This window comes from Serratia sp. SA088 (assembly GCF_049065515.1).
In the GTDB taxonomy this organism is placed as follows: domain Bacteria; phylum Pseudomonadota; class Gammaproteobacteria; order Enterobacterales; family Enterobacteriaceae; genus Serratia; species Serratia nematodiphila.
The window spans coordinates 644,246-659,080 of record NZ_JBAKGW010000001.1 but is presented as its reverse complement, the minus strand read 5'-3'; the positions used below and the strand labels follow the sequence as shown (position 1 = coordinate 659,080).

Below are 14,835 nucleotides of genomic sequence, written 5' to 3'. Positions count from 1 at the left end.
CCGATAATCGGCAACGCCCGGCGGTACACAGAGCTCGCCGAATCCGGTATAGTCGGCCGATGAACAGATGATGGATTGATTTATGAAGCAGTTTCTTGATTTCCTCCCGCTAATTGTCTTTTTCGCTTTTTACAAGCTGTACGACATTTACGTCGCTTCCGGCGCGTTGATTGTCGCCACCGCGCTGGCGCTGGTGTTCACCTGGGTGAAATACCGCAAGGTCGAGAAGATGACGCTGATCACCTTCCTGATGGTGCTGGTGTTCGGCACCCTGACGCTGGTGTTCCACAACGATTTGTTCATCAAATGGAAGGTCACGGTGATTTACGCGCTGTTCGCGCTGGCGCTGCTGATCAGCCAATGGGTGCTCAAAAAACCGCTGGTTCAGCGCATGCTGGGTAAAGAGCTGACGCTGCCGGACAAAGTGTGGAGCAACCTTAACCTGGCCTGGGCGGTCTTCTTCCTGGCCTGCGGCCTGGCGAATATCTATGTCGCCTTCTGGCTGCCGCAAAGCGTCTGGGTCAATTTCAAAGTCTTTGGCCTGACGGTGCTGACGCTGGTCTTCACCCTCCTCAGCGGTATCTATATTTACCGGCACATGCCGGAAGAACAGAAAAAATAGTTACAAAATTGTTAATGCCTGCGGCGCTTGCCGCGGGCAGTATGATGTTATTCCCTCCTTTTAAAAGCAGACTGCTATGACACAACAACGACCTTTACCCAGCGGCGAGCTGGTGCTGCGCACGCTGGCGATGCCGGCCGATACCAATGCCAACGGTGATATCTTCGGCGGCTGGCTGATGTCGCAAATGGACATCGGCGGCGCTATCCAGGCAAAAGAGATCGCCGAGGGGCGCGTAGTGACGGTACGCGTAGACGGCATGACCTTCCTGAAACCGGTGGCGGTAGGCGACGTGGTTTGCTGCTATGCGCACTGCATTCGCACCGGACGCAGCTCGATCACCATCAATATCGAAGTGTGGGTCAAAAAAGTCTCTTCCGCCCCGATCGGCCAGCGCTACCGGGCGACCGAAGCGGTGTTCACCTATGTGGCGGTCGATGCGGAAGGCAACTCGCGCGCGCTGCCTGAGGGCAAAATGAATTTCCGCGTCGGCTTCGAAGAATAAACTGACGCTACACTGCAAATGCAAAAAGGGTCGCCGAGGCGACCCTTTCTTTTTGGTATGACCAAACTCAGTTCAATTCGGTGGTGCCGTTCAACTTGAAGCGGATAGTGACGGTGCGATCTTTCGCTTCTTTGGCTTCATAGCGCCATTTACGCATCGCCTGCTTCACTTCACGTTCAAACATGTTGCGCGGTTCGGCCGACAAGATACGCACGTTGCTGACGCGCCCGTCGCTGTCGATATCAAACTGCACCCGCACGCTGCCTTCGATCTGTAAAGCCTGGGCCCGCGGCGGATAGAGCGGATTGGCGCGGCTGATCGGCCTTGGGCCGAGCTCGCGCGAGTTGCCCTGCACCGGCGCGGCAGGCGCCTGTTTCACCGGCGCTTTGTCGATCGGCTTGGCCGGCGAGTCGTTGTTGAACGGCGACGGTTCGCGCGGCTCGACTTTTTTCGGCTCCGGTTTCACCGGTTTTTCGACCTTCGGTTTCGGCTTGGGTTTCGGTTTCGGCTTGACCGGCTCCGGCTTCACAATCGCCTTCGGCGGCGGCTCCACAATAGGTTCCGGTTCTGGCTCCGGCTCAGGTTCGACCTGCGGCGGCTCCGGCTCGGCCGGTGCCGGCGGCGGCGGTTCGGCCATCGCGGCGGTATTGACCATCATGACGCTGATCGGCGCGTCCTCTGGCTTCGGCAGCTCCACCACTTCTTTTACCGAAGCGTAAAGCAATCCCGCCACCAGGGCGCTGTGCAGGCCTACGGACAAGACGAAAGGCACGGATATACGGCGATTAAGGAACATCTTTTTTAGCGGCATAATGATTCTGTTTCCTCTGGTTCGCCAAGTTTAAATGCAAATAGCAATCATATTCAATAACGAAAGGCAAACTATCGCTTTAATCGTCAGTATGCGCGGCGAAAACCAGCAAACTCATAAGGATATTAACCTGGCCGTTGCTTTTTTACCGCCGGGGCGACACGCTTTATTAACGTCTGGCCAGGCGTCAAAAAGTAAAAAACCCGCCGGAGCGGGTTAATTTCGGTGAGTCAGCGTTATTCTTCATCGCCATAGTAAAGCACGCCCAGCTTGATCAGCGGCCGCCCTTGCGCCTTACGGTGCAGGTTGGTGTCGCGCAGCGAATAGACGCAGCCGCAGTATTCCTGCTGATAGAAGCGTTCGCGCTTGCTGATCTCTATCATGCGCGACGAACCGCCCTTCTTGCGCCAGTTGTAATCCCAGTACACCAGATCGGGGTACTTTTCCGCCGCACGGATGCCGCAGTCGGTGATCTGCTGCATGTTCTTCCAGCGCGAGATGCCCAGCGAGCTGGAGATAGTGTCGTAACCATGCTCATGCGCATACAGCGCCGTGCGCTCGAAACGCATATCAAAACACATGGTGCAACGAATGCCGCGCTCCGGCTCATTCTCCATCCCCTTGGCGCGGGCGAACCAGTTGTCGGTGTCGTAATCGGCATCGATAATCGGCACCCCGTGCTGCTCAGCGAAACGGATGTTCTCTTCTTTACGCAGCAGATACTCTTTTTGCGGGTGAATGTTGGGGTTATAGAAGAAAATGGCATACTCGATCCCGGAGGCCTGAATCGCTTCCATCACCTCGCCGGAACAGGGCGCGCAGCACGAATGCAGCAGCAGTTTGTTTTTGCCCGCCGGCAAATCGAGTTTTTCCCTTACCAGTTCCGTCATGTCCTCACCTCAATGGCATATCAGTTTAAGCGCGCCGCACTATACGAATAAAAAGTAGCGGCTTCAAGGCATAAGCGCCAATCCGCCGGGAAATTCGCCCTATGCCGTTCCCCTGCCGCGCCTTTTGCGCTACCTTGGTAGCACCGTTTTATAGCCATGATTTTAAAGGTGAAACATGCTTTATCTGATCTACGCGCAAGACGTCCCCAATTCGCTGGAAAACCGTCTGGCGGTGCGCCCGGCACACCTGGCGCGCCTGCAGGCGCTGCGCGACGCCGGCCGTCTGGTGGTCGCCGGCCCTAACCCGGCCATCGACAGCAACGATCCCGGCGCCGCCGGCTTTACCGGTTCGACGGTGATCGCCGAATTCGCCTCGCTGGCGGAAGCCCAGGCCTGGGCGCAGCAGGATCCCTATATCGCCGCCGGCGTCTACGCCGACGTGACGGTGAAGCCGTTCAAACAGGTGTTCTAAAATTTAATTAATACCAATAAAAACAATCAAATAGATAGTTAATATCACCCAAAATTAAAAATAAACACGCTTTTATGTACACTTTATAAAAGCGTGTTTTTCGTTATATAACAGATAGATCGCCCACGAACGGAGGATTACTCTTGTTTGCCATTCAGCCCTTCATCGGTGTTGTATAACCCCCACGGCGTGTTATACACAACAACAGCACTAAATATATAACCAGCCACCAAATCCCCATAGCGCAGGGGGTTATCCCTTCCCTGGTCAAGGTACATGCACAACTGCCCCAACTCAGTACGACAAGAGCCGATCGGGATAGCAACATCAACTGTTCCGCCACCGCCACCATTGACAGGTATCGGTCTCTTCTTAATGCGAGCATTAATGATGTTGATGTAAGGCATGTCGCTACCAAAATCGTGAGTTCCAGCCGAGTTATTAGGAAAGCCGGATATCCACAACTCGGTCTGCCCCATAGCCACCATCTCAGCCGTCACTTGGAAACTGAAATAGCATTCCACGATACCCCCGCGATACACAAGATTCCGTGTTACCGCGTCAGGGAACACTACCGCTCCGTTATAACCACTGCGAAGGCGGAACAGGCCGGTTTCATTGCTAGAGGTTCTGGTCCGCCAATGATGCAATTCATTCTTATCGTCGAATTTGAAACAAAGTGGCTGAATTTCATAACGACCAATCCACAGTCGTTCGTAAATAGTGCCAGTGTTAGCCTCTGGGGAATATACAAATCCATACCGCATCATATTGTCTGCGGTCTTTGGTGCATTGCGGAATGTATCGCTGTTCCGCGTGTAGTACACGTTAGTGCTGCGGTAATTCTTCCGAAGCGCCGAAGTAGAAACCGGTGCTGACGGGGTCGCAGCCAGTGCATGGGTTTTACACTGGATGGAGCCTTCCACAATGCTCGCTGGAAGGGTAGTCTGGTCCCTGTTTATAGGGTCAGAACCCGACTCATAGAACCAGTTGCTGGCATTATTAGGGCCATTCATATCACGCAGTCCAACTCGCTCAGCAAAGCCGTACTCTATGTAACCGTACCAGTCAATACCGGAGTATCCGCTATTGGGTGATGGCGTAAGAAATGGCGTGCGAGGGCTGTAGAATATCTTTGCACGACTAGTAAGCATGCCGATTGAGTTACCGCGCTTATAGCGAGCAAATAAGCAGAAGGCCCGCCCTGCGATCCCGCGGTACGGATCTTTTGAGTAGTCAGACGGTCGCAAGTCCCCGGCGTGCTGGTTGGTCAGACGACCACCATTTGCCTCCGTCACATCATGACGAGATTTGTAAAACTCACGGTCGAAGAAGTTATCGACTAGGCTATGCCGTGTACTCCATTGCTTGCCAGAGGCCGTGATGTTGCTCATTGTCAGATAGTCACACCAACCCAGCGAATAGATGTCCGTACCATCGACGTAGGGCGGAACCCATTTACCGCCGCTCTGGGTATTGTTGCGATGCAGCCACATGCCACCGATGACCAGACCAGCATAGTTGCCAATCAGCTCCTGGTAACCCCAGATGGATGAATCGACACCCTGCGCGATCAGCGGGATGCCGCACCATGCATAGGTTACGTCTCCCATTCTGGATTGATCGAACATGATGCCGTCGGCCACAAAACCGATGAAAACATTGCGAATTGTCAGCTTATCTAACTCTATTTGACGTATATAGGTCGTCATGCGGGTGTTTTGCGGGTAGCCCTGCACGCGCGCGACAATTCCGATCGTTCCGTTCAGACTTATCGGGCCGTTATCGTGATCCCAGCCGAAGTTAAGCACTGAGGTTTTTGCCGCCTCGCCGTGCAGGCGAACCCCAGACGGTAGCTCCAGGTGCGCTTTCATAGTGCTTGGAGTTTCGGGCGGCAAGGTACGCTCCCCGGAGGTAAATAGGGGGCTGTAGCTACCGTCGTCGTACGGCAACACATAAGTAAACGGGGCATTGGAAATCCGATAGGTCCCTTTGAAGTTGACAACGCCACCGCCATTGGCGTTTACATAATCGATAGCGGCCTGAAAAGCCGGCTGCGAATCGAAGTTAGGATCTTCCTCCACGGTCTTGGCGCCGAACTGGCGCACGTTGACCTCAAAAACGGCGCCCCCGGGGCCTTCCAGTTGCTGCCGGTACTGGTCAGGGTCGTATTTTAATACGTTAGGGAAATAAAACTGCTGCACGTTGAAGGCGTCGTAAATAGCCATCGAGTGGCCCTGAACAGTCACAAACTTTGCGATCTGCCCGTTATACACCGGATACCCACCAGCATTAACGATGATGGGCTGTGCGATTTGCACATGGCTTCCGTCTTCGTTTTCCAGATAAACAGGGATCTGGTTTTCAGGAATGGTCGGGTCGGTGTCGATTTTGCCGATGTAGATTTTACCGTTCGACGCGGCTTTAAAGGAGCGAGCCATCGTAAACTGCTGGCTGGGCATTGATACAACGACATTAGGGACGATATTGTCAGCCATTTATTTTTCTCCGGGCGTGCAGAATCCCCGCGAGGCGCAGCTCACGGTAGTGTTGAGTTTTTTAAGTACCATGTTGGTACTATTGTTGATTTATACAGTTCGCCATATCATGCCGATCCACCCCACCGGTGAGGCACGACTATGGAAGAGTTAGAGACGCAGTTTCATTTACGGTTGCCGAAGGATACCCACGGCAAAATTAAGCAGCGCGCCAAAATGAACGGCCGCTCGCTCAACGCAGAGATCACGCTGATAATCGAAGAAGCGTTGGCACAGCCGCCAAAAATAACCGGCTTTCGCGACGACGCCGAACGCCTGGCGCACGAACACGCCGAGCAGTTCAAAAAGGTTGTGGTCGAAACGTTAACCACGATATATCGAAAAGACGAATAACCCCATGCTATGCTTAGCGAAAACATAGGAGGTTTTATGGAAATTGTAGCTATCGCGCTGCTTATAGCTTTCTTGGTGCTCGTTGCCCAGTTGGGGCAGATAATTTCCCTGCAGAAGAAAAGCATCAGTGAGACAAAAACAGTGGCCGCATGTCTAGACGAAGTAAACCGCAATTTAGGGCGGCATACTGAATATGTATTCGACGCCGCAGATCAGTTGAAAAACAGCGTAGAGTCCATAGAGTTAAAAATTAGCGACATAAAATACGTTATGGACGTAATTGAGAAATACAGCCTGCCAGATAGAGAGCAGAGAAAAATATTAGACCAAGTAAAGATCGACAACGAAATTTATCGGTAGGCCATCCCTGGCCGGTGGTTAGTATTCCTTGCCGTCGGCCTCTCCTGAAAGCCAGCCGATAATACCCACTCTCCCGACCGCCTGTTTCTCCTCGCGTGTCAGCGTCCGGTAGAACGATTTCCACGCTGGAGATTTTGCGATACGCGCTTCCATTTTCCGGTCGATTACCTGCTGCCCTTTTTCCGGTAGCTTGCCCCCTTTCGCCTGCTTAACGACCGATCTGAATTCAGGTGATGCCAACAGACGATCTGCAGCAATGCTACGCGCCGGCCGGGCGGCCTCCTTAGCTGCCAGGCCCGCTACGGCGCCGTAGCTCAACGTCGGACCGACAACAGGAATGTGGCCCAGAACAGTAGTAGCTAACGCACCTTTGCCATGGCGGTAAATTTTGTCCAGCGTGCCGCCTTCGGCATCGAATTGCTTGATGAAAGCGTTAAGCCTACCGGTTTGGATACTGCTCTCTCGCGCCTGGCGTACTGCCTGTGATACGGTGAAAAGATTCCGTAGTTGATTGGCGGTTCGCGCTCCAAGTTCGCGCTCCACCATCGGCAGAGTGCCGGAAGACTTCATCCCCTGATACCAGTCCACAAACCCTGGTAGATGGAATTCGTTCTCCTTGCGACTGCCCTGGCTGAAAGCATCACGCAACGATGTGGCCACAACTTCCCGCCGGATGCGTGGTGAAGGGATATCCTGCTGCAGCGCCCGAAAGCCTTTCGCGTCACCCTTTGACAGATTGCGGATGGCCAACGCTGCTTTTGTGCCGATATCGCCGCGCAGGTCTTTGCCGAGCAGCCCCGTTAGCGCGTCCTCCATCGAGGTGCGAACCCCGATCAGCTTCTTGGCAGCCTGCCATTTGTCACCCATGCCCGCAGCGACGACAGCCTGTTCCTGATCCGCCGTCAGGTTCGCATAAAGCTGTTTCAGCGCCCCTGTCTCTTCGTCGCGGAACGGTCCCGAGTTCTTACCGATCGCTTGTCCGATCTGCTTGCGGATGTTGTCCAACCGCGCATAAGTCGGCGCAGTAGCTTCAGTGCCAACAGGGGCAACGGAGTTATAGACCCGCTTTTCCATCGTTGATAGATGTTCAGCACCACCCAATTCGTCCGCTTTGCCGTCCAGATAACGAATAATGTTATTGGCTTCGACGGTCTGCCCCTTGGGGATAGCCGCGGAGATCTGGTTATAGAGCTGGTCAGATTTGTTCTGAACAGTAGCAATGCCGCGCTGGAACGAAGACAAAAACTTATCATTCATCGCAGCCTTATCCGGCAGCGCGCCGGCGGCGTCCGTAAGATCCGTGGCCTGTTTAGCGATCTTGGTTAGCGCCTGATTTTCCTGCGCCGCCAGCTGCGAACCAGGAACGGACTTCAGCGCCTGTTCGAAATCGCGATAGGCCTGATTGCCGGATACGTGCGACAGCAGCAAATCGTCCTCGCTCAATCCTAACTGCTTGGCGGCGTCGATAACATCTTGCCGCGGAGCGACATCGCGCGCAGCGTCTGCCATCCGCGGCGCAGTCTCTCTATCAGCGGCAGCGCCAACACGCGCGGCCACATCCTGCACACCTTGCTCGAGTGGCATTACGGATGCCTGTGCTCCTGGAGGAGCAGATACGGCCTGCTCTGGCGTTGCCTTGGCGGTTGCCCCCGCAGCCCCTTCACGCTGCGCAGCGTTGCGAATAGCCCCCGCAGCACGCCCACCGGCGGCCAGCAATCCGCGCCCGATCACGCTGCCAGCCAGACCGGTAGCAAGGTTGCCCGACAGGTCGTTATTCTGCGTGGACTGTGCAACCGCGCCAGGGAGGTTTTCCGCCAGCATGTTCGCCGCTTGCGTTGCTACCCTTTCTGCACGTCCAGCACCGGCTGTAGAGGCCAGCGCCGCTGCGGTCCGTTCAGCACCAAGGCCAGGGATCAGATACGGGCCTATTTCTGCCCCCAACTGCGCGTAAGGATCAGTCGGCCGCATGCTTTCCGGCAGTCGCAACCGCATAACCTGGTCTTCTGCCGGTACGCCTGCGGCGCCGAGTGCAGTGTTAACCACCTGCCCCGGGATATTGGCGACGTTCACAGCGCTTTGCGCCAAACCCCGCCCGGCCTGCTCAAGGTTCTCTGCGAAGCTCGGCTCTGGCGCCGCCTGCGCCCACGGTTGCGCCGCCTGCTGTGATAGCTGGGCCAGCTCACCTTCACCCCCCGGCTGTGCAGCTGGCTGCGTCCACTGCGCGAAACGGGGATCGGTGACATAGTTAACCGTCTCCGCTGGAATTTGCGTTTTCTCACCACGCATAAATTTCTGTACATTGCCGGGGCCCCAGTTATAGGCGGCCAGAGCGTCGGTAACGTTGCCGTGCGCGTCGAGCATTTGTTTCAGATACCGGCCGGCGGCCTCAACCTGCAGCGCCGGGGTGCGTTTTAGCTCTTCAGGGTCATAGCCCATACCGCGTGCCGTATCGGGCATCACTTGCCCCAAGCCGATGGCACCTTTCGGACTGATAGCCTTCGAGTTGCCACTGCTCTCCTTGCTGATCACCGCACTGAGCAGTCCAGCGGGGATTCCGAAGCGCTGCTCAGCATCAGAAACAACATCGCCACCAGTTTGCGGTGGCGACTGTTCGGCCTGCGGCTGCTGGTATTTGGCCCATGGCCCCTCAGAAGGTGAAGTGGCCGCCGGCGTGCTTTGATATTTCTCCCAAGGGCCTGCCATTAGTTCTTTCTCCAGCTGTTAGGATTGCTCGGGTCACCACCGATGAACGTATAACCGCCCTCGGTCTGCCCCGCGCGTGGTGCCGCAGTGCTGCCGCCAGTCTGCCCTGCGTTGAACGTGTCGATTTTCTGCTGGTACGTATCGACCATTGGCTGCTGCTTCTGCAGATATGCTGTCTGCCGCTGAAGCACCTTTTGCCAGTTGTCGATCGCTGCCCGGGCAGCATTAGGCGACATGTTCTGATTGATAGCCAGAAATGCCCGCGCGGCCGCCTGGCCTTCGGAATCCGAAACCGGGCCGGTGCCTTTCATCCCGATAACCCCCATCAAACGCGCCTGCCCCTGCATCTGCTCGATTTTGGACCACGCGTCGGCCGATTCAGTGCCGGGGATCCGCGAGTTGACTGTGCCGCCGAAGCCGAACACACGGTCGAACACCTCAGGCTTTATGCCTTTCACCTGGTTGACCGTGTCGTACATGCTGGCAACGCTGTTGGCATTACTTTGGTGAGCGCCGACATAATCCTGCATTTTCTGCACGGCCGCCTGCTGCGTAGCCTGAGATTTCGCACTGTTCTCGCCCGCTTTCAGGCTCAGTTCCAGCTGCTTGTTGGCATTATCCGCCTGGTTCTTCTGGGCGGTCAGGTTCAACTGCTGTTGCCCCTGGTTTAGTTGCCCTTGCTGATAGGCGGCCTGCTGTTGCAGACGCTGCTGCCCCAGATTCAGGTTTGCCTGTGCGATCTGTCCAGTTTGCTGCAGCTTGGCGTTGTTTGCCTGAAGGTCAAAATATTTGTCCGGACCGAGCGAGGCGATCCCCAAATGGTCCACGAACTGACCGAAACCGGCCGGATTCTGCTGGTACATCTGCGCCACATCGGAAGGGTTAACGCCGACGCGCGCCAGATCGCTGGCGTTCTTCTGTAGCCACTGTCCCATTGCTTCAGGGCTTTGTGACGCCAGCCGCGCTGACGCCGCCAGACTGCCGACGGTATTACGCTGATCTTCATCGACGAAGCCCATGCCGTTGCGCACGGCCTCAAACTGTTCGGGGTATTTGGCGACCAGCCCACGCATTGCGCCACGATCGCCCGACGCATAAGCGTTGGCGTAATCCTGCTGGAACGCCTTCTGGCGCTGTTGCAGGTCTGCCTGCTTCCAGGTGTTAGCCAAGGAGCCCGCGGCGCCCGCCAATTGCACGCCGAGGTTGTTCTCTCCGGCTCGCGCGCGGTCGTTGTTATCGCGGATCAGACTCAGCGCGGTGTTTGCATCGCTGGCCTGCGGTGCGTTGGCATTATTGGTGCCGATACCTGCCAGCAAACCGCCGGCGTTACCTTGTTGCCACGTTGCCATGATCGCCCCTTAAAACAGTGAACCCAATGCACCCAGACCCCCGCCAATTGCAGCGCCAAGCCCAGTACCCAACACTGGCACCACACTCCCTAACGCTGCCCCTGACATAGCACCAGAGGCCAGGCCGCCAATGCCCTGCTGTAGCCCTGACGGCCGGTTAGCGTTCGCTGCCGCAAGCGCCGCTTGCTGCTGGAGCAGCTGGCCAGTGTTGTTCGCGTAAGACTGACCGGCGTTGGCCTGTCCCTGCAACGCACCAAGGCCGATATTGGCGAGGTTCTGATAGTTGTTCATCTGCCCTGTGAGCCAGTTCTGTCCCAGCATAGGGGCGATCGTCGCCAACCCATTGCTGGTAGCAGTGGAGCCCAACCCGCCAGTTGCTTCGGCGGACGCCAATTGCTGATAGCGGGCCTGGTTCGACAGGTCTTTGAACTGGCCGGAGTTGTAATATTCGTTCAGCGCTTGTTGCTGGCCCCCCAGCGATGAGAGGTTTTGCAGTTGGCCGACATACTGCTGCGCCAGAGGCGTGAACGGTGCCAGGTTCTGCATGTTCGTCTGCCACTGCTCACGCTGCAGTGCAGTCGCTTCACGCATAGCATCAGCCTGCGCGCCGGCGCCGTTATCACCACCGCCTTTGCGCATGCGACTTTCTTTCATTCGTTTAGCGTTACCGCAGCGGTCATTTACCATCACGTCAAACAGTTTCATTTTTGCATGTCCTCATACTGCGCACGGGTGAGCTGATACAGCGTTACGCCAACCGGCTGCCCGCCGCTGAGATAAGCATCCTGCAGGCGCCCCACGCGCGTGGCACCCAGTAGGCGGATGATCGCTCGACCGTATTTTGTTGAATCCGGCACCATAGTGATGCTGTTCGTGAATGGAGAATTTGCCAGGAGCCAGCGGCAGAAAAGCCGGTGTCCGTCCAGCGCATACTTACCGCGGAAACCAGGGTCGTAGATGGCATGGCACTCGACAACGCTTTGCCAGAACGTGCGCACCTCGTGCACCCCGACCAGCATCACCCCCTCATAAATGCCGAGGTAGACCGCATCGGGCTTAATGAAGTAGTGATCGCCATCGTCGACGATGTTACCGGTGTTCGCCTGGTCGTTCAGAAACGCCTGCAGCCGCACCGGGTTGTCGATTAATTTAATTTCCATCAGTTAATCATCCCGTGAGTGCGCGCCATGTCCTCCAGCGCTTTAATGCGCTGGCACGCCGCTTTGAACGCGTCGGCCAAGGCCTTAACTTCTGCTTGCGAATAGGTGGCGCCGACGGCAAACGACTGGTCAGCGTCGAACCCCCCTTTGTTTGCCGTACCGGTTGCGGCAGTCCAGCCGGTTTGGCGCGCACCAAGCACTGACAGTCCTGCCACTTTGTACGACCCGTTGATGTTAACGTTGCCGCCAACCTGCAATTTATCCGTGGTAGGCGTTGCGACGTTGCCCACAAGGAACGACCCGCCGGTAGCCTGCACCGACTGGCTCGTTGAAACAGCCTTCGATACTGAGTTGGTTTCCAGGGTATCTATGTCGCCTTCGGCGGTAGCCAGGCGGGTGCCTTGGCTCGCGACTTCGTCGAGCAGATAATCGGCATCACCCTCGAGGGTTGTGATCCGCCCCTCGTGATTCACCAGCGCCGCTTCGGCAGCGGTGATACGGGTCCCGTGGTTTTCTAGCGTGGACTCAGCCGTGTTCAGCCGGATCTCGTGGTCAACCAGCTTTACTTCCGCAGCTGTGATTCGCCCCTCGTGGTTGACCAGCGTCACTTCCGCGGCGGTAATGCGCTGCTCATGGTTGACGAGCGTTTCCTCCGCTGCTTCCAGCCTCACTTCATGGTCTGCCAGTATCACGTCTTGCTCGTCGTTTTTTACCTGCGCTTCCCACGCCCCCTGCCCGGCTTCGTTGGCCTTGCCTGCGACGTTGCCCAGATCGTTGCCCTGTTGAACAACATAAAGCCGATAGGGCTGTGAGAAGATGGGTGGTAGCAGCGTTGCATCGATTCGCGTCATCTGTACCGTGACGGGTTTTGTGAGATTGTCATCAGCCATCACAAAATCCTTACGGAGCAATCGCTCAGAGTCACCGGCGAGCGAGTGATCACGCGCACTTTGAAACCGATGTTTTTACGCACCCGACCAATTCGGCGCCAAAGCACGCGTTTGTCGTAGGCAAACGGGGCATTAGCGCTGATCATTTGCTCTCGCCCATAATTTGAGCCGTCGGCGGTAGCCGAGATAAACAGCCGTTCCGCGTACTGCGAAACTCCTGTCGCCGCTTCGAGTTCGAAGTCGAATACGCGGGCGTTGTTGGCTTTGAACATGGGGGTGAACAGCAGGTGTTCAGTCTGTTTGTCGTACTGCGCCGAAGAATCGAACTGCAGGGCGCCGACAACCGGCTCCAGCTTATCGCCGGTGGTGATCTGGTTGCCCTCGAACACGTAGTCGATCGCGCGATGCACATCGTCAAACAGCCCTGTTTTGAGAATGCACCACTGCGCACCGTTCTGGCTGGCGGCCGCGTCGTAGCACAACACGTGCCGAGGCAAGTGGACGATAAGCAGCTCGTGGCCGTCAAAGCGAACAGTCTCAAGCACGCTGGTTGCCAGTTCTTCAGCCGTATAGCCGCGCAGCACTTTCTCCACAGTGGCTGTCGCGATCGTCGTAGGCTGCCCGCTGTTGATAAGGTAAATCGACGGCGCCCCCGTTGACTGGTGGCTGATAAACGCGAAAGAATCCGCAAATTCGGTCTTGCAGTGCGTGCCGGCGATCCCCTTCTGCACCATCAGTGATGGCTGCGCAACGTAGATTGCAGACGCAGTGTCAGTGGCGCCCGTAAGCGAGAAATATTCAATGGTGCTGCTACCGAACATTACGACGAAATCTCGCCAGATACCGCAGCCGAGAATGCCGTCGGGTTGGCTCTCGGCGCTGTAGAACGGACGGAACCGGTCGGGGTGCGATTCGTCCTCGAGATCGGTAACTCCGAACGTCTGCGTACCGTCTTTCACCCAGATATAGCGCCCGCGTGCACGGCAAATATCGCGAACATTACCGATGTCATACTGCGCAAACGTCACGTCGCCGATCTGTTCAGGCCAATTTTGCAGGGTCTTGTTCGTTCCGTCGTAACGATACAGCGTCATCGTTCCGTTAGCGGCCACCGCCTGGCTGGTCGCGCTGTGGGCCATGCTGACGCGAGCATTGCCGGAAACGTCGCCGCGCTCACTCGCGCCGTTGTACAGCTTGCCGCCCGCAACGCGATACACGACGTTTTTAGCCTTATTGAACTGCACCCCGCGAGATGTGCCCGCCACATCTACTTTTTTCACCACGCCGGGGAATGAGCGAAGATAGCCGGCGGCGTTCAGCACTTCTTTCGGCGTCGCAAGCATATTAACAGGCAGCAGGTCGACATAATCGGCGTTGCGGTAGTCCTTACCGAGACCTTTAGCCAGTGGAAGAGTCGGCATCGTCGTCGTCTCCTTTGCGGTGGAAATAATGGTGGCCGTTGTAGGTCGGGATCCGGTTACCTGAGCCGATCGGCATCCGGTTCGGGTAGCCAGCTTCGCGATAGACTTTTTTCGCGCGCGTCAGCGCAGAGGACTTGACCAGTAGCTCTTTGCCATAGCGCGCGGTGGTCACTACTTTTGCCAGTGGCTCGACCTCGTAATCGGGCGCGATGCGCAGCGCCAGGTTGTGATACACCGCGCTGAGATGCGCCGTTTTCAATCCGTGGTCGTCGCCATCCATCGCCGGTTCGCCGTCGGCAGCAAACTGATAGCCGATATCAATACCCACCGCCGGATCCTCGCGCCACTCGGCCATCATCATTTCGAGGTCGTTCACGCCATCTTCAACAGATTGCGGTTCGACGTCGGTAATCGTGGCGTTGGAGGCGATGCCGATTTTTCGCAGCGCGGCGAGCACCAGATCGCCTTTTGTGGTCAGGTTCATGGTCACCGCCTACCAGTGGTTAAACGAATTCGTCTGCGTCTGCGTTTTCAGACGGGGTTTTGCTTTTGCGCTGCTTCTTAACCGGCTCTGGCTCTGGCTCTGGCTCTGGCTCAAACAGTTTTGACGGGTGATCCAGCCAGCCTTCAGCCAGGTGGGCTTCCAGTTCGTCGGCCTCGATCACTTTTACGTGGGCTCGCAACCCCCACACCAGCGTGTCGCCGCCGCCGCGTTTGTAGATCATCTGGGACATGGTCAATCCTCAACAAAGAAAAAAGGG

At 56.4% G+C, this 14,835-nt stretch carries 16 protein-coding genes; 5 read left to right on the top strand and 11 right to left on the bottom strand.

All coding sequences use genetic code 11. From position 1 onward, the window contains the following. The first annotated feature begins 82 nt into the window (after nucleotides 1-82). Both ACOWVD_RS03285 and yciA read left to right on the top strand, forming a co-directional pair. Nucleotides 83-622 carry a septation protein A gene (locus ACOWVD_RS03285; protein ID WP_004932082.1) on the top strand — a complete coding sequence of 180 codons (540 nt, stop codon included), beginning with the start codon at nucleotides 83-85 and terminating at the stop codon, nucleotides 620-622. A gap of 76 nt (nucleotides 623-698) precedes the next feature. Then, nucleotides 699-1,127 carry an acyl-CoA thioester hydrolase YciA gene (gene yciA / locus ACOWVD_RS03280; RefSeq protein ID WP_004932085.1) on the top strand — a complete coding sequence of 143 codons (429 nt, stop codon included), beginning with the start codon at nucleotides 699-701 and terminating at the stop codon, nucleotides 1,125-1,127. Nucleotides 1,128-1,194: 67 nt separating this feature from the next. Here yciA and tonB read toward each other — a convergent pair whose 3' ends face one another. Both tonB and ACOWVD_RS03270 read right to left on the bottom strand, forming a co-directional pair. Further along, nucleotides 1,195-1,938 (bottom strand): TonB system transport protein TonB, encoded by a 744-nt coding sequence (tonB, locus tag ACOWVD_RS03275; protein ID WP_021503828.1) that lies wholly within the window; start codon nucleotides 1,936-1,938, stop codon nucleotides 1,195-1,197. Nucleotides 1,939-2,174: 236 nt separating this feature from the next. Continuing rightward, nucleotides 2,175-2,828: an epoxyqueuosine reductase QueH gene (locus ACOWVD_RS03270; protein WP_015378073.1), complete on the bottom strand. Its 654-nt coding sequence runs from the start codon at nucleotides 2,826-2,828 to the stop codon at nucleotides 2,175-2,177. 175 nt (nucleotides 2,829-3,003) lie between these two features. Here ACOWVD_RS03270 and ACOWVD_RS03265 point away from each other — a divergent pair, with 175 nt between their 5' ends. After that, nucleotides 3,004-3,300 (top strand): YciI family protein, encoded by a 297-nt coding sequence (locus ACOWVD_RS03265; protein ID WP_004932096.1) that lies wholly within the window; start codon nucleotides 3,004-3,006, stop codon nucleotides 3,298-3,300. 137 nt (nucleotides 3,301-3,437) lie between these two features. Here ACOWVD_RS03265 and ACOWVD_RS03260 read toward each other — a convergent pair whose 3' ends face one another. Next, nucleotides 3,438-5,798 (bottom strand): phage tailspike protein, encoded by a 2,361-nt coding sequence (locus ACOWVD_RS03260; protein ID WP_421105446.1) that lies wholly within the window; start codon nucleotides 5,796-5,798, stop codon nucleotides 3,438-3,440. Between the two features lie 141 nt (nucleotides 5,799-5,939). Between ACOWVD_RS03260 and ACOWVD_RS03255 the strand changes: the two genes are divergently transcribed. Beyond that, entirely contained in the window at nucleotides 5,940-6,191 is a 252-nt protein-coding gene (locus ACOWVD_RS03255; RefSeq protein ID WP_421105445.1) for an Arc family DNA-binding protein, read from the top strand. 36 nt (nucleotides 6,192-6,227) lie between these two features. Further along, a complete protein-coding gene (locus ACOWVD_RS03250) occupies nucleotides 6,228-6,551 on the top strand; it encodes a hypothetical protein (protein ID WP_421105444.1) in 324 nt (107 codons plus the stop codon). 18 nt (nucleotides 6,552-6,569) lie between these two features. Here ACOWVD_RS03250 and ACOWVD_RS03245 read toward each other — a convergent pair whose 3' ends face one another. From ACOWVD_RS03245 to ACOWVD_RS03210, 8 genes are all read right to left on the bottom strand, one after another. Further along, a complete protein-coding gene (locus ACOWVD_RS03245; protein ID WP_421105443.1) occupies nucleotides 6,570-9,254 on the bottom strand; it encodes a lytic transglycosylase domain-containing protein in 2,685 nt (894 codons plus the stop codon). After that, nucleotides 9,254-10,603: a phage DNA ejection protein gene (locus tag ACOWVD_RS03240; protein WP_421105442.1), complete on the bottom strand. Its 1,350-nt coding sequence runs from the start codon at nucleotides 10,601-10,603 to the stop codon at nucleotides 9,254-9,256. The genes ACOWVD_RS03245 and ACOWVD_RS03240 overlap by 1 nt, the downstream gene beginning before the upstream one ends. A gap of 9 nt (nucleotides 10,604-10,612) precedes the next feature. After that, on the bottom strand, nucleotides 10,613-11,242 hold the full coding sequence (locus tag ACOWVD_RS03235; RefSeq protein ID WP_421105481.1) for a DNA transfer protein: 630 nt from the start codon (nucleotides 11,240-11,242) through the stop codon (nucleotides 10,613-10,615). Between the two features lie 62 nt (nucleotides 11,243-11,304). Next, nucleotides 11,305-11,763, bottom strand: a complete 459-nt coding sequence (locus ACOWVD_RS03230) for a DUF2824 family protein (protein WP_421105441.1) — start codon at nucleotides 11,761-11,763, stop codon at nucleotides 11,305-11,307. Next, a complete protein-coding gene (locus ACOWVD_RS03225) occupies nucleotides 11,763-12,653 on the bottom strand; it encodes a phage tail protein (protein WP_421105440.1) in 891 nt (296 codons plus the stop codon). The genes ACOWVD_RS03230 and ACOWVD_RS03225 overlap by 1 nt, the downstream gene beginning before the upstream one ends. Beyond that, nucleotides 12,653-14,074 carry a packaged DNA stabilization protein gene (locus ACOWVD_RS03220; protein WP_421105439.1) on the bottom strand — a complete coding sequence of 474 codons (1,422 nt, stop codon included), beginning with the start codon at nucleotides 14,072-14,074 and terminating at the stop codon, nucleotides 12,653-12,655. Before ACOWVD_RS03220 ends, ACOWVD_RS03225 begins: the two co-directional genes overlap by 1 nt. Further along, a complete protein-coding gene (locus tag ACOWVD_RS03215) occupies nucleotides 14,052-14,558 on the bottom strand; it encodes a packaged DNA stabilization gp4 family protein (RefSeq protein WP_421105438.1) in 507 nt (168 codons plus the stop codon). The genes ACOWVD_RS03220 and ACOWVD_RS03215 overlap by 23 nt, the downstream gene beginning before the upstream one ends. 19 nt (nucleotides 14,559-14,577) lie before the next feature. Further along, nucleotides 14,578-14,808, bottom strand: a complete 231-nt coding sequence (locus tag ACOWVD_RS03210) for a hypothetical protein (RefSeq protein ID WP_421105437.1) — start codon at nucleotides 14,806-14,808, stop codon at nucleotides 14,578-14,580. Nucleotides 14,809-14,835 lie beyond the last annotated feature (27 nt).